This is a genomic window from Ruegeria sp. CDSB117 (genome assembly GCF_059611005.1).
In genome coordinates this window covers 112,781-135,344 of record NZ_JBXWOS010000003.1, presented here as the reverse complement: position 1 = coordinate 135,344, position 22,564 = coordinate 112,781, and the positions used below count along the sequence as shown (strand labels likewise).

General features: G+C 57.0%; 19 protein-coding genes. 6 read left to right on the top strand and 13 right to left on the bottom strand.

What is annotated here, in order from left to right:
* Positions 1-2: 2 nt before the first annotated feature.
* The 3 genes from AC2FJC_RS05280 to acs all read right to left on the bottom strand — a co-directional run bounded on the left by AC2FJC_RS05280 (position 3) and on the right by acs (position 3,128).
* Entirely contained in the window at positions 3-287 is a 285-nt protein-coding gene (locus AC2FJC_RS05280; RefSeq protein WP_496722375.1) for a DUF4212 domain-containing protein, read from the bottom strand.
* Positions 288-472: 185 nt separating this feature from the next.
* A complete protein-coding gene (locus AC2FJC_RS05275) occupies positions 473-1,156 on the bottom strand; it encodes an adenylate kinase (protein ID WP_496738691.1) in 684 nt (227 codons plus the stop codon).
* Between the two features lie 7 nt (positions 1,157-1,163).
* Positions 1,164-3,128 carry an acetate--CoA ligase gene (gene acs, locus AC2FJC_RS05270; protein WP_496738690.1) on the bottom strand — a complete coding sequence of 655 codons (1,965 nt, stop codon included), beginning with the start codon at positions 3,126-3,128 and terminating at the stop codon, positions 1,164-1,166.
* Positions 3,129-3,555: 427 nt separating this feature from the next.
* Between acs and dctP the strand changes: the two genes are divergently transcribed.
* The 3 genes from dctP to AC2FJC_RS05255 all read left to right on the top strand — a co-directional run bounded on the left by dctP (position 3,556) and on the right by AC2FJC_RS05255 (position 6,673).
* On the top strand, positions 3,556-4,572 hold the full coding sequence (gene dctP, locus AC2FJC_RS05265; protein WP_282168483.1) for a TRAP transporter substrate-binding protein DctP: 1,017 nt from the start codon (positions 3,556-3,558) through the stop codon (positions 4,570-4,572).
* Positions 4,573-4,636: 64 nt separating this feature from the next.
* Positions 4,637-5,266 (top strand): TRAP transporter small permease, encoded by a 630-nt coding sequence (locus AC2FJC_RS05260; protein WP_496738689.1) that lies wholly within the window; start codon positions 4,637-4,639, stop codon positions 5,264-5,266.
* Between the two features lie 3 nt (positions 5,267-5,269).
* Positions 5,270-6,673: a TRAP transporter large permease gene (locus tag AC2FJC_RS05255; RefSeq protein WP_496738688.1), complete on the top strand. Its 1,404-nt coding sequence runs from the start codon at positions 5,270-5,272 to the stop codon at positions 6,671-6,673.
* Positions 6,674-6,725: 52 nt separating this feature from the next.
* On the opposite strand, the gene ocd is transcribed toward AC2FJC_RS05255, so the two are convergent.
* The 3 genes from ocd to rocF are packed head-to-tail and all read right to left on the bottom strand — an operon-like array spanning position 6,726 to position 9,616.
* Positions 6,726-7,769, bottom strand: coding sequence for an ornithine cyclodeaminase (gene ocd / locus AC2FJC_RS05250; protein ID WP_496738687.1), 1,044 nt, complete (start codon positions 7,767-7,769; stop codon positions 6,726-6,728).
* Between the two features lie 6 nt (positions 7,770-7,775).
* Positions 7,776-8,696 (bottom strand): citrulline utilization hydrolase CtlX, encoded by a 921-nt coding sequence (gene ctlX / locus AC2FJC_RS05245; protein WP_496738686.1) that lies wholly within the window; start codon positions 8,694-8,696, stop codon positions 7,776-7,778.
* Entirely contained in the window at positions 8,696-9,616 is a 921-nt protein-coding gene (rocF, locus tag AC2FJC_RS05240) for an arginase (RefSeq protein ID WP_496738685.1), read from the bottom strand. Before rocF ends, ctlX begins: the two co-directional genes overlap by 1 nt.
* Positions 9,617-9,702: 86 nt before the next feature.
* On the opposite strand from rocF, the gene AC2FJC_RS05235 reads away from it, so the two are divergent.
* Together AC2FJC_RS05235 and mprF are read left to right on the top strand one after the other, a co-directional pair.
* Positions 9,703-10,131: an Lrp/AsnC family transcriptional regulator gene (locus AC2FJC_RS05235; protein ID WP_496722388.1), complete on the top strand. Its 429-nt coding sequence runs from the start codon at positions 9,703-9,705 to the stop codon at positions 10,129-10,131.
* 98 nt (positions 10,132-10,229) lie between these two features.
* Positions 10,230-12,839 (top strand): bifunctional lysylphosphatidylglycerol flippase/synthetase MprF, encoded by a 2,610-nt coding sequence (gene mprF, locus AC2FJC_RS05230; RefSeq protein WP_496738684.1) that lies wholly within the window; start codon positions 10,230-10,232, stop codon positions 12,837-12,839.
* Positions 12,840-12,842: 3 nt separating this feature from the next.
* On the opposite strand, the gene AC2FJC_RS05225 is transcribed toward mprF, so the two are convergent.
* The 6 genes from AC2FJC_RS05225 to AC2FJC_RS05200 form a co-directional block, all read right to left on the bottom strand.
* Positions 12,843-14,405: an efflux transporter outer membrane subunit gene (locus AC2FJC_RS05225; RefSeq protein ID WP_496738683.1), complete on the bottom strand. Its 1,563-nt coding sequence runs from the start codon at positions 14,403-14,405 to the stop codon at positions 12,843-12,845.
* 11 nt (positions 14,406-14,416) lie between these two features.
* Positions 14,417-15,562 (bottom strand): HlyD family secretion protein, encoded by a 1,146-nt coding sequence (locus AC2FJC_RS05220; RefSeq protein WP_058273814.1) that lies wholly within the window; start codon positions 15,560-15,562, stop codon positions 14,417-14,419.
* Positions 15,563-15,583: 21 nt separating this feature from the next.
* A complete protein-coding gene (locus tag AC2FJC_RS05215; RefSeq protein ID WP_113788976.1) occupies positions 15,584-15,946 on the bottom strand; it encodes a DUF3302 domain-containing protein in 363 nt (120 codons plus the stop codon).
* A gap of 34 nt (positions 15,947-15,980) precedes the next feature.
* Positions 15,981-16,550 (bottom strand): disulfide bond formation protein B, encoded by a 570-nt coding sequence (locus tag AC2FJC_RS05210; protein WP_496738682.1) that lies wholly within the window; start codon positions 16,548-16,550, stop codon positions 15,981-15,983.
* 9 nt (positions 16,551-16,559) lie between these two features.
* On the bottom strand, positions 16,560-16,715 hold the full coding sequence (locus AC2FJC_RS05205) for a DUF5993 family protein (protein ID WP_496738681.1): 156 nt from the start codon (positions 16,713-16,715) through the stop codon (positions 16,560-16,562).
* 115 nt (positions 16,716-16,830) lie between these two features.
* A complete protein-coding gene (locus AC2FJC_RS05200; RefSeq protein ID WP_496738680.1) occupies positions 16,831-17,592 on the bottom strand; it encodes a DeoR/GlpR family DNA-binding transcription regulator in 762 nt (253 codons plus the stop codon).
* A gap of 193 nt (positions 17,593-17,785) precedes the next feature.
* Between AC2FJC_RS05200 and glpD the strand changes: the two genes are divergently transcribed.
* Complete coding sequence (gene glpD, locus AC2FJC_RS05195) at positions 17,786-19,378, top strand: glycerol-3-phosphate dehydrogenase (protein WP_496738679.1); 1,593 nt, start codon at positions 17,786-17,788, stop codon at positions 19,376-19,378.
* Between the two features lie 47 nt (positions 19,379-19,425).
* On the opposite strand, the gene AC2FJC_RS05190 is transcribed toward glpD, so the two are convergent.
* Complete coding sequence (locus AC2FJC_RS05190) at positions 19,426-22,563, bottom strand: efflux RND transporter permease subunit (protein ID WP_496738678.1); 3,138 nt, start codon at positions 22,561-22,563, stop codon at positions 19,426-19,428.
* Position 22,564: the final 1 nt, after the last annotated feature.

Below are 22,564 nucleotides of genomic sequence, written 5' to 3'. Positions count from 1 at the left end.
GCTTACTCCTCATCCACGCCGTATTCGGCGTCCAGCTTGTTCATGCGCCAGGCGTAGTTGAAGATCAGCACCAGAAAGACCAGGATTGAACCCTGCTGAGCGAACCAAAAGCCCAGATCGGTGCCGCCAACTGCAATGCCGGACAGCAATGGACGCAGCAGAATGCCGAATCCAAAAGACACCAGCGCCCAGATCACGAGGCTGATGTAGATGAGACGCAGGTTCGCCTGCCAATAGCCCTTGTCGGCCTCGGCAGTCTGCGCGGAGTGTGTTGATTGATCCGCCATTGCGGGTTCCTCCTTCGCTTCTTCCATGGGCGACCCGTTGTCCTAAACCTCCAACGCGCGGGGTCGCTTTTCGAAATGCCGAATGCCAGCTTGGCATCAGGCACGACTTCTCCGATCCGCCACGGCGGGTACTTTGAAGTTTTCCTTTAGGAATTGGGCCCTTATTCAGGGCGGACCGTCTTCCCTTAGTTCATGGCGTCGCTGACAATCCTTTCCAGATTGCCCGCGATGTCATCGATATTGCCCATGGCGTTCAGACCTTTCAGAACGCCGTGGTCTTGGTAATAAGTAATCAAAGGCGCGGTTTGCGCGTGGTAGGCCGCCAGACGTGAGGCGACGGTTTCGGCATTATCATCAGCGCGGCGCTTGAACTCAGTGCTTCCGCACTTGTCGCACTTGCCTTTAACAACAGGGACCTTGAACGTATCATGGAACCCCTCGCCACATCCGGCACAGGTGTAGCGGCCCGAGATACGGATAACCATTTCGCCATCTTCGACTTCAAGACTGATGGCGGCGTTGATCTTCTGTCCGGTTTCCGAAAGTAGTCCATCCAACGCCTCGGCCTGAACCGTGGTGCGAGGAAAACCGTCCAGAATGACGCCCTTGGCGCAGTCCGCCTCAGTTAGGCGATCACGAAGGATGGCAATGACGATGTCGTCGCTGACCAGATCACCAGCCTCCATCACGGCCTTTGCGGCTTTGCCAGCATCGGTTTCTGCCGCAACAGCGGCACGCAGCAGGTCGCCGGTGCTGAGTTGAACCAGCCCGAACTTGTCTTCAAGCATACGAGCCTGTGTTCCCTTCCCGGCACCCGGAGGGCCGAGAAGGATCAGAACAGCGGGTGTGGTGATCGTGGCAGCGTCCATCACATCCTCACTTGTTCGCACGGTTTTCGATCAGGTCTTCGACCACCGACGGATCAGCCAATGTCGAAGTGTCGCCCAATGCGCCAAAGTCGTTCTCGGCGATCTTGCGCAGGATACGGCGCATGATTTTGCCCGAGCGGGTCTTGGGCAGGCCGGGCGCCCACTGGATTACGTCAGGTGATGCAATCGGGCCGATCTCGGTCCGGACCCATGTGCGCAGCTCTTTCAGTAAATCATCCGACGGCTCACGGTCATTCATCAGAGTGACATAGCAGTAGATGCCTTGCCCTTTGATCTCATGGGGATATCCGACCACGGCGGCCTCGGCCACGGCGGCATGCGCTACAAGCGCGCTTTCAACTTCGGCGGTCCCCATACGGTGGCCCGAGACGTTGATCACATCGTCAACGCGACCGGTGATCCAGTAATCACCATCCTCGTCACGGCGGCAGCCGTCACCGGTGAAGTAGTAACCTTTGTAGTCCGAGAAATAGGTCTTCTCGAACCGCTCATGGTCGCCCCAAACGGTGCGCATCTGACCCGGCCAGCTGTCTTTGATGCACAGAACGCCTTCGACACCGTTTCCGGTGATCTCGACACCTGACTGCGGGTCCAGCACAACCGGCTGAATGCCGAAGAATGGTTTCATCGCTGCGCCCGGCTTCATCGCGTGCGCGCCGGGCAGGGGGGTCATCAGATGACCGCCGGTCTCGGTCTGCCACCATGTATCTACGATGGGGCAATTGCCTTTGCCGACTACCTCATTGTACCAGTTCCAGGCTTCGGGGTTGATCGGTTCGCCCACGGTGCCCAGTAGTTTCAGGTCGCTCAGATCATGCTTCTCGACCCACTCGTTGCCTTGCCCCATCAACGCGCGGATCGCGGTTGGTGCGGTATAGAACTGGTTGACCTTGTGCTTGGCGCAAACCTCCCAGAAACGACCCGCGTCGGGGTAAGTGGGAACGCCTTCGAACATCAGCGTCGTCGCACCGTTGGCCAGCGGGCCATAGACAATATAGCTGTGCCCAGTGACCCAGCCCACGTCGGCCGTGCACCAGTAGGTGTCGCCCTCGTGGTAATCAAAAGTGATCTCATGGGTCAGTGATGCAAAAACCAGATAGCCGCCAGTGGTATGCACCACACCCTTGGGTTGTCCGGTCGAGCCCGAGGTGTAGAGGATGAACAGCGGGTCTTCGGCGCTCATCTCAGCTGGGGCGCAGTAGTCATCGGCCTCAAGCGCCATTTCGTTGTAGTCATAGTCGCGGCCGTCGATCCATGTGGTCTGACCGCCGGTGCGCTTGACCACCAGGCATTTAACGGTGTCCTTGCAGTGCAGAAGTGCGGCGTCCGCGTTGGATTTCAGCGCGGTTTTGCGGCCGCCTCGCGGGGCCTCGTCGGCAGTGATTACAACCTTTGCGTCGCAACCATTGATCCGCGCTGCCAGAGCATCAGGCGAGAACCCTGCAAAAACGATGGAGTGGATCGCGCCGATGCGCGCACAGGCCAACATCGCATAGGCGGCCTCGGGGATCATCGGCATGTAAATCACGACGCGGTCGCCCTTACGCACGCCCAGCGATTCCAGAATGTTGGCCATCCGGCATGTCCGGCGGTGCAACTCGGCATAGGTGATGTGCTGCGCTTCGTCTTTTGGATCATCCGGTTCCCAGATGATCGCAGTTTGATCGCCGCGGGTTTGCAGGTGGCGGTCCAGGCAATTGGCCGAAACGTTCAGCGTGCCGTCAGCGTACCAGTTGATTCCGACCGAGCCGAAATCATAGTTTACGTCTTTGACTTGTGTGTAGGGCTTGATCCATTCGATCCGCTTGCCTTGTTCGTCCCAGAACGCGACGGGATCGTTGATCGAAGCCGCATACATCTCAGTGTATTTTTCAGCGTTAACATGCGTGCGGGCCACGGTTTCGGCGGACGGCGGAAAGGTATTGGCTTCTGCCTGGGCAGCGGTTGTCATTCTGAGGCTCCTCCCTCTGGATCATATTGAATCAGACCGATTTTGCCTGCTGAACTGGCGATGTCGATCTGTTTCCTCCTTGTGCGCAATAATACGGAGAGCTGAAAACAAGGAAATAAATTACCGATTTCTCACGATTAGTTTGTAAATTATTTTTTTAACCTGGAGGGAATTTGTAAAGAAAGAGGTCATCTTTGGAAATAGTGGTTTTTTTACATAGCTTTGGCTGTAATGAAAATTTGTGGGGAAATAAGCCACCCGATTACAACTAAATTGCATCTGAGACTCACCTTTCGGTTGTTAGCGCTCAACGGTGCCATTCCTTACTGGCCATGAATGCTGACCGGGGGTTGGCACATTCCGATGTTGGCGCTAGCTTTGATCGCAAGCGCCTCGGTAAGGGGGTGCAGCAAAGGGAGAAATCAGTATGAAAAAGATTTTGAGCGGCTCTGCTGTGGCCGCCTTGTGTGTTGCGTTCGTGTCCGAGGCAGCCGCAACTGAATGGAATGCTTCGGTCTGGGGCAAACGTCGTGCGTTCACCGAGCATGTTGAGAAACTGTCTGAGTTGGTCAGCGAAAAGACCAATGGCGATTTCACAATCAATGTCAGCTATGGCGGCCTGTCCAAACCGCGCGAGAATTTGGATGGAATCGAAATCGGCGCATTTGAGATGGCGCAGTTCTGTGCCGGGTATCATCGTGACAAAAACCGCGCGATCACCGTTCTGGAGCTGCCGTTCCTGGGCGTTGACAACTTGGACGAGGAAGTTGCCGTCAGCCACGCGGTTTACGATCACCCAGCCGTCAAGGATGAGATGGCGCAGTGGAACGCGCGTATCATCATGACCTCACCCATGCCGCAGTACAACATTGTTGGAACCGGCGACCCGCGTGACGAACTTGCCGAGTTCGAAGGCATGCGTGTCCGCGCCACAGGTGGTCTGGGCAAGGCATTCGAAGCGGTCGGCGGTGTTCCGACCTCGGTTCCTGCGACTGAGGCTTTCAACGCAATGGAATCTGGAGTCGTTGACACGGTTGCCTTTGCTCAGCACGCGCACCTGTCCTTTGGCACCATCAACGAAGCGGATTGGTGGACGGCCAACCTGAACCCGGGCACCGTGAACTGTCCGGTCGTGGTCAACATCGATGCCTATGAGGCACTGCCGGCTGAGCATCGCGAAGCGTTGGACAGCTCGATCGACGAAGCGATTGATCACTATCTGGCCAATTATGGGTCGCTGCTGGAACAGTGGGACAGCGTTCTGGATGAAAAGGGCGTCGCAAAAGTACAGATCGATGATGCGGTAATCGCAGAGTTCCGCACCAAAGCTGCCGATCCCATCCGGGCACAGTGGATTGAGGATATGTCCGCTCAGGGTATCCCTGCGCAGGACCTGTATGATCTGGTCCAGTCCACGCTGGAACAACAACGCAGCGGTAACTAGACGCAAAATCCGGATGCCCATCGGGGCATCCGGACACCAATAAAAAATACAGGGGAACACCGCAATGGCAGGACAGGCCACGGTGCTTGAAGACAACAGCCTCCTGAGTTCTTTGGACCGTAAGTTGTTGAGGTTAGAGCGGTTTCTGGCTCTGATCAGCGGCCTTGCCGTGTTCAGTCTTATGGTTCTGGCGGTTGTCTCGGTCAGCGGACGCAATGCGATTAACGCACCTTTGCCGGGATATGTCGACTGGATCGAACAGGCGATGCCGCTGATTGCTTTTCTGGGCATTTCATATGTTCAGCGCGATGGCGGTCATATACGGATGGACATTGTCATCTCACGCCTGCACGGCCGGGCGCTGTGGCTGTTCGAGCTTATTTCGGTTCTTCTGATCCTGGTGCTGATGCTGGCCTTGGTCTGGGGCAGTTGGTCCCATTTTGACCGCTCGTTCGACTTTGGCGCGCCGATGTGGAGCCGGGACAGTTCAATCGACATCGGTATCCCGCTTTGGCCGGCTAAACTGCTGGCACCTGTGGCGTTCTCGGTGCTTTGCCTACGGCTGCTACTTCAGGTTTGGGGATATGGTCGCGCGCTGATCGTAGGGACCGAAAGCCCCGTAGCCGTTCCACTGATACAGGATGCGGCTGCTCAGGCCGCTGCCGAAGCCGAACAATTCGAAGGGCAGGACTAGCGCATGGACTCGATAGAGATTGGCCTGTGGGTCACGGGTGGCCTGCTGGTTCTGGTTGTGACCGGAATGCGCGTGGCGTTCGCGGCGGGGCTCGCGGGTCTTGTTGGGCTGGTTTGGATTTTCTGGGCCAAATTCGGCTACGACCCGGACCGCTTTGGCAAGGCAGTGACGGTTGCCGTTAAGACTGCCGGGCAGGTGCCTCATTCCAAGGTTGCCGCCCATACGCTCAGCCTGATCCCCACCTTCATTCTGATTGGCTATCTGGCCTATTACGCAGGCCTGACGCGCGCGTTGTTCGAGGCTGCAAAGCGTTGGGTGGCATGGGTACCAGGGGGGCTCGCGGTTTCGACTGTGTTCGCTACAGCCGGTTTTGCTGCCGTTTCCGGTGCTTCGGTCGCGACTTCGGCTGTGTTTGCCCGGATCGCAATCCCCGAGATGCTTAAGGTCGGTTACAACAAACAATTTGCGGCCGGAGTGGTCGCGGCAGGCGGTACCTTAGCGTCATTGATCCCGCCATCCGCAATCCTTGTGATATATGCAATCATCGTGGAACAGGATGTGGGGAAATTGCTGCTCGCCGGCTTTATCCCTGGTGCGTTCTCGGCTGTTGTTTACGGCCTGTTGATTGTCGGTATCGCGGTTGTTTTTAAATCCGTTGGTCCGCCGGTCACGGGATTCACCTGGAAGCAGCGTTTTGCGTCTCTGCCGGGCGCGTTTCCGATTGTCGCGGTGATCCTGATCATCATCTGCTTTGTCTATAACCCGTTTGGAGAAAAAGCCTGGGGCACACCGACCGAAGGCGGGGCAATCGGTGCTTTCATCGTCTTCTGTTTTGCCCTGTTCCACGGGATGCGGTGGCCCGAGTTGAAGTCGGCGCTGCTGGAAACTGCCAAGTTGACCGCAATGATCTTTACCATCATTTGGGGCGTATTGATTTACGTGCGGTTTCTGGGGTTTGCCGATCTTCCGGGTGCGTTTTCGGACTGGATAACCTCGTTGGAAATGTCACCGATGCTGATCCTGATCTGTATCCTGCTGGCCTACGCCGTCTTGGGCATGTTCATGGATGCCATTGGGATGTTGTTGCTGACATTACCGGTCGTCTATCCGGCGGTCATGGCCCTGAACGGGGGCGAGACGGTAAGCGCCGCAGAAAGCGCCTTTGGCATGTCTGGTCCGATGTGTGCGATCTGGTTTGGTATTCTGGTGGTGAAAATGGCCGAGTTTTGCCTGATCACGCCGCCCATTGGCCTTAATTGTTTCGTGGTTGCAGGCGTGCGTCCGGATCTGAGCGTTCAGGACGTGTTCAAAGGCGTAACCCCGTTCTTCATCGCCGATGGTGTGACGATCGCGCTGCTCGTGGCGTTTCCCGGTATCGTACTCTACCTGCCGTCACTCGCCGGATAGAAAAAACCCCCGGTGGTGAACCAGGGGTTAGTTGATGCGAAGTGCGGGTTCTTCAGCTCGCCCGCATCAGCATCCCATACAGATCCCGTGGATCATCCGGATCGGCCAGCATGTCCAAAGGTTCAAAGAAATCAGTGCCTTCGATGGCGGACTGGATGTAGCGCAGCGCAGAGAAATCCTCGATCGCGAAGCCGACGCTGTCAAACAGCGTGATCTGGTGGTCATCTTGGCGCCCCTTGGCCTGACCTGTCATCACCTGCCACATCTCGGTCACCGGATGATCGTCATCCAACGCCTGAATCTCGCCTTCGATACGAGTTTGCTCGGGGTATTCGACAAAGATCTCAGACCGCAGAAGGATGTCTCGGTGCAACTCGGTCTTGCCGGGACAGTCTCCGCCAATGGCGTTGATATGCACGCCCGGTCCAACCATGTTGTCGGTCAGGATAGTGGCATATTTCTTATCCGCTGTGCAGGTGGTGATGATCTGCGCGCCCTCGATGGCATCTTCAGGTGTTTTGCATAACACAACTGTCAGTCCGGTGTTCTTGAGGTTCGCTGCACATTTCTCGGTCGCTGCGTGATCGGTGTCATACAGACGTACGGTGTCAATTCCACACATGGCCTTGAACGCCAAACATTGGAATTCAGACTGCGCGCCGTTGCCGATCATCGCCATGACGCGCGAGTTTTTCGGGGCCAGGTAACTGCCCACCAATGCTGACGTCGCGGCGGTGCGTAGCGCGGTCAGCATCGTCATCTCGGTCAACAGGGTCGGGTAGCCGGTGTAAACGTCAGCCAGAAGGCCGAAGGCGGTGACGGTCTGTAGCCCCTCGGACGTGTTCTTTGGGTGGCCGTTGACGTACTTGAACCCGTAGGCCTCGCCATCCGAGGTCGGCATCAGCTCAATCACGCCATGGGGTGAGTGGGCCGGGATGCGGGGGGTTTTGTCAAAGCTCTCCCAGCGTTTGAAGTCGGATTCAATCTGAGCTGCGATCTGAGTGATCATCTTTTCAAGCCCGATGTGGTGCACCAGCCGCATCATGTTGTCGACGGATACAAAGGGCACAAGCGCCTTGTCAGAAGGTTGCATCATGGTCTCCTATCGGCGGGCAAGGTGGATGCCGGCGATCATGCAGCGTACTGATCCTCCGGCTGTTTCTATGGTTGGAACTGACAATGGCAGCAGAGTGGCGCTGTCTTCGATAATGTCGGTCTGTTGGGGTGTCAGCGCATCTTTGGCGCGACTGGAAAGAGCCAGCACGAGCCCATCACGACCACTAAGCTCGATGGTGTTTCCGGCAAAATCTGCGATCTGGTCATGGGACAGATCGATTACGGTGCGACCGGATTCTTCCAATCGCGCCTGTACGGTCGCGCGACGTTCGGCATCGATGATCATGTCGAGGCAGATCAGTGCATAATGTGTGCCGATCCCCATCAGGACATTGGTGTGATAAACGTCTCGGCCTGCGTCGTCCCTAGCTTCGAACGCGATGGGTTCGTAATTGAAGTTGGTACAGAACCGCTCCAACAAAACGGGATCAGCGCGGTTTGACTTGACCGTGTAAGCGATGCGGCCGACGTGATCGAGAACCATTGCTCCGGTACCTTCCAGTGCGAGATCGTCCTGTTCCAGCCCCGAATAATCGATCACGTCCTGAACGCGGTATTCCTGTTTCAGCAACTCGATAACATCTGTGCGGCGTTCGCGTCGACGCGACGGAACAAACATCGGATAGATCGCAACGTACCCGCCGGGATGTGTCGAGAACCAGTTGTTGGGAAAGACACTGTCCGGCGTGTTCTGTTGACCGTGATCATCAAATACATGAACTGTGACGCCTGCATCGCGCAGTTGCTCGACTGCGCGATCATGTTCATCGCGCGCGGCTGCTGAAGTCGCTTCGGCGGATCGGTGTGCCAGTGTCTGAAACGCATTGTCATGGCGAGTCTCTGGGTTCGACACAAACTCGTGCGGTCGAACCATGACGACAGCGGAAGGAGATTGCAGGGAATTCATCAGAAACTCCGGGTCGGGCGGTCGAAGATGCGACGGCCAAGCAGGGATGCGGCCAAGTCGACCATCAGCTTTGCGGTACGCCCACGCTCATCAAGGAATGGGTTCAACTCGACCAGATCCAGCGAACAGACGAGCCCGCTTTCATGCAGCAGCTCCATCGCCAGATGAGCTTCGCGTTCGGTTGCGCCACCGGGAACGGTTGTACCGACAGCGGGGGCGATCGAGGGGTCGAGGAAATCAACATCCAGAGATACGTGAAGAATGCCATTTGCCGCGCGGACACGGTCGAGGAACGCGATCAGCGGCGCTTTGATGCCGTGCTCGTCAATGCTGCGCATGTCTGCCAGCATGGCCTGATCCTGTTCCAGTCGTGCACGTTCAGCCGGGTCCACGGATCGCAGGCCGATCATGCCTACTCGATCCGTTGGGACCGGGGCAGCCAGCGTAGGGAAGGCGTCAAATCCGGGTTGCCCCGTGAAATAAGCAACCGGTGTGCCGTGCAGGTTGCCACTGCCCGTGCTGTCGGGTGTATGAAAATCGCTATGAGCGTCCAGCCAAAGTACGAACAGAGGTCGCCCGATCCCGTCGGCATGTGCTGCCATCCCGGCAACTGTGCCCATGGACAAGGCGTGATCGCCGCCCATAAAAATCGGCAGTCCGTTCGGCGCGGTTTCCTGTGCGGCGCGGCTCAGAGCGCTGGTCCAACCGACGCACTCGGGCAGGGCCACAAGGTGTGGATGCTCCGGTACATCTGACGGATCGGCACCGACATTGCCGACATCCGTCACTTGGTGTCCGAGGTCAGTTAGAGCTTGTTCCAGACCTGCCACCCGATAGGCGTCCGGGCCCATGCGGCAGCCCTGACGACGCTTTCCTGCGTCCATCGGTGCGCCAACCAATATTACATTTTGCGTATCCATATGACTATCTAGACCCTCATGATGGCTTGCGAAAAGGCAGCAAAATGTTCAAAATGACATTCGGATAAGCGAAATGGGAAGTAGTTATGGACGATTTGGATAGTAGGCTGCTGAGTGCATTGCACCGCGACGCACGAGCATCGCTATCCGAACTCGCCGAAACGCTGGGGGTAACACGCACCACTGTCCGCAGTCGCCTGCAACGGCTCAAACAGTCAGGTGAGATAGTTGGGTTCACCGTCCTCACCCGACAGGACGTTGCGCAAAGCCCGGTGCGCGGGCTGATGATGTTGGAAATCGAAGGCCGTGGGACTGAACGTACGATGGCTCGTATTGCTGCTATGCGGCAGGTGCGCGCGGTTCACTCCACGAACGGCAGCTGGGATCTGATCGCCGAAATCTGGACCGAAACCCTGGCCGAACTGGACGAGGTTTTGTTCCAGATCCGGCGCATGGAAGGGATAACCAAGTCCGAGACTAACCTGTTGCTGTCCACGCGCAAAGGTCGGGTCTGACGCCCGTAGCGCTTTGAGCTAGAACGAAATTGTGCGAAAGTCGGCCTGCGCGTTTCGATTGTTCAGAGTGTGATCGCGCCTGAGAGCAGGGACAAAGCATGGCAACTCATGAAAATGCCGAAGAACTCTGGGCTGTGCGCCTGGCCGAGCGGGTATCGGGATTTCTAGAAAAGCCCGTAGTCCGAATCGCGATACCGATTCTGGTTACCCTTATTGCCCTGACTGTCCTTCATGAACTGTCTTCGCACGTCAAATGGGCTGATGTAAAAACGGACGTCGCGAACACATCGTGGAAACTGATGTTTTTCGCCCTGTGCTGGACGGCAGTCAGCTTTTTGTCACTGTCACTTTACGATGTGTTTGCCGTGCAAAGCGTGGCAGATGGCGAGGTCCCATTGCCTGTCGCAGGCATGGCTGGGGCCTGTGGCTATGCCGTCTCGAATTGCCTTGGGTTTTCCTACATCACCGGCACGGCGATCCGGTATCGGATCTATGCGTCTCTGGGTCTTGATCTAGGTCGGGTTGCGGGGGTGATTGCCACATCCTGGATAGCATTCTGGTCAGGTTTCATTCTGCTTCTGGGTGGCTTGCTAACCTTTCATCCGGATGGAGTGTCCAAAGTTCTGCCCATAAGTGACACCGTCGAAACCGTGATGGGACTGTGCCTGCTTGTGGGTTTCGCAACGCTGTTCATTTGGCTCTCCAAGGGCGGACGCAGGCTGGCCACCGGCGGTTTGGGCTTCAATTTACCGGGCGGCAAGTTGCCGGGATTGCTGACGCTGGCGGCTGTGGGCGACCTGTTTGGGGCGTCAATGACACTGTACGTGTTGATGCCGGATGACCTGGGGGTCGGGTTTCCGTTCTTCTTCACAATCTACATTGGCGCCATTGCAGTCGGAATTCTCAGCCACGCTCCGGGCGGGATTGGCGCATTTGAGGCGACTTTGATCGCCGGGCTAGGGGCCTCGGGTCGGTCTGACGTAATCGCGGCCCTGTTGCTTTACCGGTTGATCTATACCTTCCTGCCATTTGCAATCGCAACGTTATCCATCGCAGTGGCCTCGGCCCTGACGCACCGACATCACATCAGCGGAGCCGCCACGTGGGTTTACCGCGTGATCCGTCCGATTGTGCCTATGGTCGCGGCCGGTGTCGCAGCTGTGGCGGGTGTCATTCTGCTGGTGTCCGGGGCGTTGCCTGCAGGCAGCGAGAACCTTAGTGCACTGCGAGACTTCCTGCCTTTGTCCTTCGTCGAAGCCTCGCATCTTGCCGGCAGCGCTGTCGGAGTTCTACTGATCCTTGTTTCACGCGGCCTGTTCCGCAAGCTGTACCGCGCATGGATAGTGGCCATGCTGCTGATGGTTGCCGGGTTCGTCGCATCGCTGACCAAGGGTCTCGATACGCACGAAGCGATCAGCATGTTGGGCACAATCGCCTTGCTGGCCACGTTTCGCGGGGCGTTTTACCGGGTCAGCGGGGCCTCGATATTCCGCCTGAACATCCCGTGGCTGGTCAGCGTGGTTGCCTTGCTTTTGGTTGTCTTTTGGGTCGGGCTGTTTTCCTATTCGCATGTCGAATATCAGAACGCTTTGTGGTGGGAGTTCGCGTGGAACGGTGACGCCTCACGCTTTTTGCGATCCAGTCTTGTGGTGGCGGTTATTCTTGGCGTGGTGGCGGTGAATTCTTTGTTCGGGCGCGAAGTTCCGGAACCGGTCCGGACGGAGATCCCCGAGGTTGTTGAACGTCTGGTCATGGAAAGCGAAGACACCGAGTCGCAGATTTCACTGACCGGCGACAAGCAATTCCTGATTTCACCGGACGATGACGCATTTCTGGCCTATGCCGACACAGGCAATGCGCTGATCACCAAGGGGGAACCGGTCGGGGACGAAACCGCCGGAAAGCAACTGATCTGGCAATTGCGCGAAATGGCGGACCGTGAGGGCAAGTTGTGCGCCTTCTACAGCGTATCAACTAAGTACCTGCCGACGTTTCTGGATCTGGGCCTGTCTATTCTGAAGATCGGAGAGGTCGCGCGCGTGCCGTTGAAAGATTTCTCGCTGGACGGCAAGTCTCGCAAGCGGTTCCGTCAGGCCAAGAACCGGGCCGAACGCGAAGGGTACGTATTCGAGATCATACCGAAGGACAAAGTGGGCCCTGTATTGCCCGAACTGCGCAAAATTTCAGACGACTGGCTGGAGCATAAGGCTGGTGAGGAAAAGGGCTTTGCCTTGGGCGGGTTTGACGATGAATACCTGTCCTATTTCGATTTCGCGGTGCTGAAGAAGGCAGATACGGGAAAGATCGTCGCCTTCGCCAACCTCTTCCAAGGCGGGAACAAGTCCGAATTGTCGTTGGACCTGATGCGGTATGAGCCGGACGGGTCGAACTTTATCATGGATGCCTTGTTTGCCGAGATGATGACCTGGGGGGCAGAGCAGGGGTTCCATTGGTTCTCGCTGGGGGCGGCACCGTTTTCGGGAATCGAGAACCGGCAACTGGCGTCTTTCTGGAACCGCGTCGGAGGGTTCGTATATGAGCACGGCGAGCAGTTCTATCACTTCGAAGGGCTGCGATCTTTCAAGCAGAAGTTCGATCCGGAGTGGAGCCCGAATTACCTCGCCAGCCCCGGTGGTCTGGCAGCACCACGTATTCTGTACGAGGTGAACATCCTGATTTCAGGCGGTTTGCGCGGGCTGACGAAGTAACACTCAGTTCAGACTGGCGCGGGTTGGGGTTTTCTCCAGAAGATCGCCCCAATCTGTGCGATATGCCATTTCGGCCAGAACGGTTTCTGGTAGGAATTCCTGGTTCTGCCGGATCTGCCAGCCGCCACCCAATCCCTTGTAAACCGCAACCAGATTGCTGGACACCTGCTGGCGGGCCTGAATCAGATTGGCTTGTGATCGCAACAGCGCTGTTTGGGTGTTCAGGATACGCGAATAGCTGGCGATACCGTCCCGATACTGGTCGATGGCGATATCAGCCGCTTTGCGCGAAGCCGCGACGCTTTTTTCATAGAAGCCAACTTGCTTGCGAGATTGGGCATAGGCCACCATGGCGCTTTCAACCTCGGAATAGGCGGTCAGGACAGTGTTCTGGTAATTGGCGATCAACGCCTGATAGGCCGCATCCTGCGCGCGGACGTTGTTTTTGATCCGGCCATAGTTGAGCACGTTCCAGACTACTCCGGCATTCGCGAGCCCGGTGTTGCTGCCTGCTGAAAACAAATCCTGCCCGCCCGAGGCCTGCAGGCCAATTGCACCAGACAGGATAAATTGCGGATAAAGGTCGGCCAAAGCGATCCCGACCTGCGCTGATTGCGTGGCCGCTGCCAGCTCGGCTGCGCGAACGTCTGGGCGGCGGCGCAGCAATTCGGCCGGGACACCGACGGACACATTTGTACGTGCAGAGGGAATCCGTCCAGAATTGCCAAGTAGGCTGGTCATGCGGGACGGCGTGGTTCCCAACAGCACGGCCAAAGCATTTTTGGCCTGTTGAAGATCACTTTCAATCTCTGGCACCAAGGCCTTGGTATTGTTCAACAGGGCCGTGGATTCCTGCACGTCCAGCTCGGTTGTCACGCCATTGTCAAACCGCAATTGGGTCAGATCTGCGGATTCCTGTTGCAACTGGATGTTGTCGCGCGCCACGGCCAGCGACTCCTGCAAGGCACGGATGTTGACATATAGCGCCGCAACATCGCCGGTCAGGGTGACAAGCGCGTCGTCATAATTGGCCACTTGCAGCGCCAGATTGGATCGCGCGGCCTGAACGCCGCGACGTTGCTGGCCCCAGACGTCTAGTTCCCATTGGGCATCAAACCCGACTTGTGAGGTCGAAAACTCGGTGTCGAGAGGTATGATCCGGCGGATATCTGAAATCGGTCCGAGGTTGTCGCTGACTTGGCGGCGTTCAATCGATGCTCCGATGGCCTGCGATTGCGGATACAGCTCGCCAAACGCAATGCCCAACTGCGCGCGTGCCTGCAGAACGCGAGCACCGGCGACCTGCAGGTCAAGGTTCTGGGCGTAGGCCTCGGCGATCAGTTTATTGAGGGTGGGGTCATTGAAGGTCTGCCACCATTTCACCACCGGAGCGCTGCGCGAGGTCAGACCGCTTTGACCAGTGCTTGGGCTGTTGACCTCGATCCATTGCTTCACGACCGGAGAGCTTGGGCGCACGAAATCCGGGCCAACTGGTGCGCAGCCGACCAGCAGCGCGGCGCATAGGGCTGTACCCTTCAGTCGGCGGTATAATCTGGCCCGGGTCATCATATGCGTCCTTAGATATCCAGTGGTCGAATGAAGTTGGCGAAGGAATAGAGACGAATGTTGATCCGCCGCAGGAACTCAAAGCTTTTGCCCTGACCGGTATAAATCGCCACAGCCGCGTGACCACCGGCAGGGAAGGTGTGCCCGTCCGGGATATCGACCGAGATTTGCACGGCAATGCGTCCGGGCAGTTTTGGCAGCTCAAACCCGGGCAAGCGGCCAGACGGCAAGTACTGACCTTGTCGGGTTGCCCACCAGATTGCCTCGACCTTGCCGGTCAGGATTTCACCCGGATACAGATCAAGAGCAACTTCAACGGGTTGGCCAACCTCGACAAATTTCAGGTTCTGCTGTCGGTAGGTTGCAAGAATATAAGGGTTGTCCTTGGTGACAAAACTGGCAATGGCGCCCAGGCGGATATCGCCGACGACCAGACCCGGACGGGCCTGTTGGGACACGATCATGCCGTCTTCGGGGGCGTAGATTGTTGTATTGTCTAGAAAATACTGGGCCTTGTCTAATTGCGCCTGTGCCTGAAGGATGCCGGTGTTCACGCCGTCAATCTGGGAATCTAGCGCAAGCTGAGCCTTTTCCAGATTTGCCGTGGCCTCTTTGACCTGAGCCTGATCCTCAGTCACTTGTTCGTTCCAGCGATCTAGCTCGTCCTGCCGCGCACCACCTGCGGGTACAAGATTTTCGTATCGGGCCTGCTGCGTCTGTGCGTAGGCAAGTTGAGCGTTGGCACGCTCAATGGCTTCCCCGGCGGCAATGACGTCCTGTTCAAGGATCTTGGCGTTCTGCTCGGCCGCGACCAGTTGCGCTGTGGCTTCCTCAACCTCAAGCGCGAACACAGTGTCGTCGAACCGATACAGGGGATCGCCCTTTGTGACTTCGGTATTTGGCTCGACCAGTACCTCAGTCAATATCGTCGGTTCGGTCAGCCGTGGGACGATCTGGATGGTCGAGCGGACCACGTGGCTGTCGATAGAGAACGGCTGAAAGAACCGAAGGGCGACAAGGAAGATCAACAGCAGGTGCGCACCGACCCAGAAGGATACGATGCCCCACATGATGTTGAACTTCAGCCACTGGAACTTGAAGAAAATAAGCCAGACGAAAATGATGTAGAAAAGCGTAATGCCGAGGGCGACAAACATATTTTGTAGTTTCCTTTGGCCTTAGCTCTTTTGCGTCTCTTCCGGATCCAGCGGGTCACGGTATTCTTCCGTCAACTCACCACCCAAGCGCTTGATTTCTTTGCGAACCGCCTCACGCTCATCATCGGGCATACGGCGGATATCGACCACCGTTCCATCGTGGAACGCCCAGATGAAGGCATGGACCCAGGGTACGATGGCGAGAAACCCCATCCATCCCATGATCTTTATCGCCTCGGCATGAGGGTGGTTGCGTTTAATTGCGATGCGGCCGGGCAATCCCATCACGAATAGAAACAGCGCCATGACGGCGGCCAGCAGCAAGATCAACGCAACAAATGTCAGGTAGTCATAGTAGCCAAGCGGCTGCCCAAGTAGCCCCATCTTCGTGCCTCCGTTCGGGAAGGTTTTCCCATCCTCAGTTGTTGGTGCCCAGTTCGTCAATCACTTTGTAGCTGGTTGGCGGGTCAGCGCAAATGCCAGGACCACATTCAAGCAGTGTCGAGCCGGCGTTCAGAACAGCCAAACCAAGCATGACAAAAAAGGCTGTTTTGGCCAGTGTGCTTCCACCAAACCGCGGCTGATCCGAAGTGTCGTCAGCGTATTGGCGATCAAACAGAAGCATAACTGCGGTACCCAACAGGATCAGGAAAAAGCAAATGGCCGCCCACGTGTAGTAGTGCAGCCCCAACACGGGCGAGCCGTAATGACCCGTGCCGGGAACGATATGCAGAAGGATCTGGCGCACCGATACGCTGCCGCCATAAAGCGCTGCGATTAACATCAACGCATAGTGCTGCGGCCGCGCGCCGTATAACAGGTTCAACCCCAGCCCAACGCCCACGGCGACAAAGCCAACGCGCTGCAGCAGGCAAAGCGGGCAGGGCAGTTCATAAAGCGTCAGTTGGTAAATAAAGGCCATAAGCAGCACTAGACTGACCGCCAGCATGCCTATGGCGTTCAGGGTTCGGGACAGTTCTGGTGTCATCATCGCCCCCTACAACTGGATGGTCAGTTGGCTGGTGGCGTGGAATTTGAGCCAGTACACACTCAACGCCAGCGTGAAGAAAAACAACGTATTGGCTGCCGTTGTTTGTCGAAAATAATTCAGCCCCATAGTGGCTGTAAGTAACGCAAATAAAAGCGCTATCATGGCCCGGTTCTCCCCTTCCGTGCAACGACCGCAATACCGCGATACTGTCAGGCGCTGGGAGGTCTGGCAAGAAAACTCTTACCCAGTTCACCTTTTAGGAGAACTACTTAGGGGGCTATTGGCACATGCGAAGGTCGGTCTTCCACGCCTGACACCTCTTGCTTAGGCGGTCCGTCAGAGGCCGGTCGGTGTAGAACGTGTCGATCTCAGCCAATGAGGTGATACGCGCGGGGGCTGCACGCTGAAACTTTGAATGATCGGCCACAAGAAATGTGCGCCGTGTTTGGGCAAGGATCGTCTGGCTGACCTGGACCTCTTGAAAATCGAAATCCAGTAGGTCGCCATCGGCATCAAGTGCCGAGCAGCCGATGACCGCATAGTCGAATTTGAAGTGCCGGATGGTCGAGACAGTGAGATTACCCACCAACCCGCCATCTGATCTGCGCAGGACACCGCCTGCAACGACGATTTCGCAATCGGCGTTCTCGGCCAGAATATTGGCGACATTCATGTTGTTTGTGACGACCATCAGGTTCTTGTGGTTCACCAATTGGCGCGCAACCGCCTCGGTCGAGGTCCCGATATTCATGAAAACCGACGCGCCGTCCGGAATGTCTTGGGCACAAGCCGAAGCAATGTGCGCCTTGGCCTCATCGTTCAGGGCCCGGCGATCCTCATAGCCAATATTGGAAACGCCTGAGCGAATGACGGCCCCGCCATGAACCCGGTCCAGCTTCCCCAGATCCGCCAGCTCAGACAGGTCGCGGCGAATGGTCTGAACCGTGACCCCGAACTGAGCGGCCAGGTCATCCACCATCACACGGCCATCCTGTCTGGCGATGTTCAGAATGTCTGACTGACGAAAGGAAAGGGACATGGTCGGCTCCGAAACGGTGTGTGTTCGTTTTTGTTCTAATTTCGAAGGGTTTCCAAGAGATCTGATTGACCACACTTTTGAAACACTTCGATTTGTAGTGATAAAACGAAAATAAACGAAAGGAAACGTTGACGAAACGCGCGTTCATCGGGTTAATGAGCCCGGTTTTTCAAACAAAGAGAATCATCCGGACATGGAACGGCACACGGACAAGGTCACGGACCTTTTCATCATTGGTGGTGGGATTAACGGGTGCGGAATAGCGCGCGATGCGGCCGGGCGCGGATTGTCCGTGACATTGGCCGAGATGAACGACCTTGCCTCGGCGACGTCTTCGGCCTCGACCAAGCTGTTTCATGGCGGCCTGCGGTATCTGGAGTACTTTGAATTCCGTCTGGTGCGCGAGGCGTTGATCGAGCGTGAAACCCTGCTGCGGGCAATGCCGCATATCAGCTGGCCGATGCGGTTCGTGTTGCCGTATCACAAGGATATGCGGTTCGATTCTGAAACGCCGACCTCGCGACTTCTCAGCACAGTAATGCCTTGGATGAAGGGCCGGCGCCCGGCGTGGCTGATCCGTCTGGGCTTGTTTATGTATGACCATCTTGGGGGGCGCAAAATCCTGCCGGGGACAAGCTCACTGGATTTGCAAAGCGCGCCGGAAGGCAGGCCGCTGCAGGACAAGTTTCACACAGCCTACGAGTATTCCGATTGTTGGATTGAGGATTCACGGCTGGTTGTGCTGAATGCCCGCGATGCCGAGGCACGTGGCGCGAATATTCTGGTGCGGACCAAAGTTCTGGCGGCCAAACGCGTCGATGATCTGTGGGAAATTACCATCCGCGATATGCAGAGCGGCGACACGCAGACGGTGCAGGCCAAAATGCTAATCAACGCAGGTGGACCTTGGGTTGGGGACATCATCCAGACCAAGATCCACATCAACTCTCGTGAAGGTGTGCGATTGGTGCGCGGCAGCCATATCGTGACGCCTAAGCTTTATGATCACGACAAATGCTATTTTTTCCAAGGTGAAGACGGGCGCATCATTTTCTCCATTCCGTATGAGCGCGATTTTACGCTAATCGGCACAACGGATCAGGATCACCCAGACCCAGCAGAGCCCCCGACCTGCACGGAGACAGAGCAGGACTATCTGTGCGCGTTTGCCTCGAAGTATTTCCAAAAACCGGTTACGCGCGATGACATCGTGTGGACGTATTCCGGTGTGCGTCCGCTGTATGACGACGGGGCCAGCAGCGCCACCGCGGCAACGCGGGATTATACACTAAAAGTTGACGCGCACGGTGGGGCGCCAGTGCTGAATGTCTTTGGCGGCAAGATCACCACCTATCGGCGTCTTGCCGAAAGCGCGCTGGACAAAGTGTCCGAGCATTTCCCTGATCTTCCCGGCCCCTGGACTGCAGGCGTTTCGCTTCCGGGCGGCGATTTTCCAGTTGGTGGCGTACCGGATTTGGTCGAGGCACTGTCGGCCGACTACCCGTTTCTGGATCGTGTCTGGGCGCAACGTCTGGTTCGCGCCTATGGCACTGAGGCCAAGACAATTTTGGGCGATGCCAAGTCCGCATCGGATCTGGGCGAGGACTTCGGCGCGACGCTAACCGCACGGGAATTGGCGTGGCTGATGGACAAAGAATATGCGCGCACGGCCGAAGATGTTGTTTGGCGCCGAAACAAGATGGGCCTGCGGTTAAGTGCCGAGCAGATCGCCGGCATTCAAGGCTGGATGGATCGCAAAACCGAACCCGTCGTAGTGAACGCCTGACCAAAAAAGTAAAAGCCCCGCCAGTTTGGCGGGGCTTTTGTTTTGGATCACGCGGCCTCTTCTGATGGGCCCGGATCATCCTTGGTTCCCTTGATCCATTCCCGCATCCCTTGCAGCAAGGCGTATAGGACCGGCACTAGGATCACGCCGACCAAAGTGGCTGCCAGCATCCCGCCGAACACGGCGACACCGATGGCCTTCTGACTGGCGGCACCCGCGCCGCTGGCCGCCAGAAGCGGCACAACACCCAACAGGAAGGACAGGGCTGTCATCATTACCGCACGGAAACGCTGATAAGCGGCCTCGGCTGCGGCGTCTTTGACCGACAACCCCTTGGCGCGTTGTTCCATCGCGAATTCAACGATCAGAATGCCGTTCTTCGAGGCCAGCCCCACAAGCATGATCATCCCGATCTGCGTATAGAGGTTGATGTCGCTGCCCACGATGGCCACGGCCGCCACCGCCCCGAACAAGGCGACGATCACCGATAGCAGGATCGACACGGGCAAGGTCCAACTCTCGTATTGCCCCACCAGGAAGAGGTAGCCGAACAGGATCGCCAGCCCGAGGATGACGACCACCAGACCACCGGTCGCCAATTGCTGTTGTGCAGTACCGGTCCATTCAAAGGCATAGCCCGGGGGCAGGGCAGTCGTGGATTCCTCGGTCATGACATTGATCGCGTCACCGGTGGATAACCCAGGGGCCGGAACCGCCGTTACGGTCGCCGAACGGAACAGGTTGTGACGTTTCAGCAAGACCGGACCCAGTACGTTTTCGACATCGATGAGCGTACCCAACGGCACCATCTCACCCTTGGTCGATCGCACATACAGGTTCGCGATATCGTCGACATTATCACGATATGAACCGTCGGCCTGGATCATCACGCGATACACACGCCCGAACAGGTTGAAGTCGTTCACATAGTATGACCCCAACTGCGCCTGCATCGTCTGGAACACCTCGGCCACGGACACTTGTAGCGTCTTGGCCTTTTCGCGGTCCAGATCCACGAACAACTGAGGAACGTTGGCCCGGAATGTGGTGTAGGCCTGACCGATTTCCGGTCTTTGGTTGGCTGAATAGACGAACGACCCAACGGCCGAGGCCAGATCCTGAGGCGTACCGCCTCCGGTCTGCTGCACCTCCATCTCGACGCCAGCCGAGTTGCCCAAGCCTTGAATGGGTGGTGGGTTGAACGCGATGATCGATGCAGCGGATTCACCATAGGCTATCGCCAGTACTTTCTGCAGGATCGCGTCAGCGCTCAGGTCATCCTCTTTCCGTTCATCCCAGTTGTCGAGGTTCACAAAGATCGCGGCGCCGTTTGTCGTTGTGCCGTTCAGGATCGAGAAGCCGTTGATCAGAACTGTGCTTGCGACGCCGGGGATCTGTTGGATCTGTGCGTCGACACGTGCAGTGACCGTTTCGGTCCGTTCCAACGTTGCGGCGTCTGGCAGTTGCACATCCACGAACAGATATCCGTTGTCTTCCAGCGGAAGGAAACCACTCGAAGTGTTGGACATGATCGTGCCTGTGCCCATGGCCAGCGCTACGATGATGCCCAGACCGATGATCGGCAGGATCAGCAATTTGCGTACGATGGCGACATAGCCACTGCGAACGCTACCGATGAAGTTTTCGAACACCGCCAACAACCCTTTTGGCGGGCCGGACCGTGCCTTCAACACCAGACCGCACAACGCAGGAGACAGTGTCAACGCGTTGATTGACGAGATCACCACAGCGGTCGAGATTGTCACAGCAAACTGCGAATAAAGCCGTCCCGAGATGCCGGGCATAAAGGTGACTGGTACGAACACCGCCAACAGAACCAACGTGGTTGCAATAACCGGACCGGTGATCTGCCCCATCGCCTTGCGCGTTGCCTCAGCCGGTGGAAGCCCTTCGTCGGCGATGATCCGTTCGACGTTTTCGACCACAACGATCGCGTCATCCACAACGATCCCGATGGCCAGCACCAGCGCGAACAAAGAGATCGTGTTCAGCGACATACCGAAAAGCAGCAAGAACGCGAATGTCCCGATCAACGACACGGGGATCGCAACCGCCGGAATGATCGTCGCGCGCCAGCTTCCAAGGAAGACAAACACCACCGAGATCACAAGGATGAAGGTCAGGATCAGGGTCGAGACCACGTCATTCAGCGACTGTTTGACAAAGTCTGTGGTGTTGAAAGGTACGGCGTATTCCACATCCGTCGGGAAGGTTCGGGACAATCGCTCAAGCTCGGCCTCGACACGGTCCGACACGGCCAGCGCATTCGCGCCAGGGGCCTGATAAATGCCGATTACCGTGGCCGGGACACTGTCGAAATAGCCCGAAGCCGCATAATATTCTGCACCCAGCTCGACCCGCGCGATGTCCTTGACCCGTACGATTGAACCGGCATCCCCGGTTCGGATGACAATGTCGCCGAACTCTGCGGCCGAGGTCAGGCGGCCCTTGGTTTTGATCGTGTATTGAAAGGTCTGCCCTTCCGGGACCGGAGGAGCGCCGATGGAACCGGCCGAAACTTCGACGTTTTGTTCCTGAATTGCATTGATCACGTCACCGGGTGTGATGGACAAAGCAGCCATCTGATCCGGGTCCATCCAGATCCGCATGGCGTATTCCAGATTGGTTAGAACGTCGGCTTTACCCACACCCTGAACACGCGCCAGCGCGTCTTTCAGGTTGATCGAAGCATAGTTGGACAGAAAGACACTGTCATAAGTCTCATTCGGCGAGGTCAGCGTCACCAGCAACAGCATGTTGGTGGATGCTTTTTGAGTAACCACGCCAGATGAGGTCACTTCGGCAGGCAGGGACGACATGGCCTGAGCCACGCGGTTCTGCACGTTGACTGAGGCGATGTCCGGGTCGGTGCCCACTTCGAATGTGACGTTGAGCGAATAGGATCCGTTATCTGCCGAGGTCGACGTCATGTAGATCATGTCGTCCACACCGTTGACCTGCGCCTCGATCGGTGCGGCGACGGTGTTTTCAACGGTTTCGGCGTTGGCGCCGGTATAGGTGGTCGTCACGCTGACCACAGGTGGCGTAATGTCCGGGAACTGTGCGACCGGCAGAACCAAATAGCCGATGCCGCCCATGATCGTTAGGACCAGCGAAATAACTAGGGCCAGCTTGGGCCGGCTAATGAACAGGGCTGAGAACATC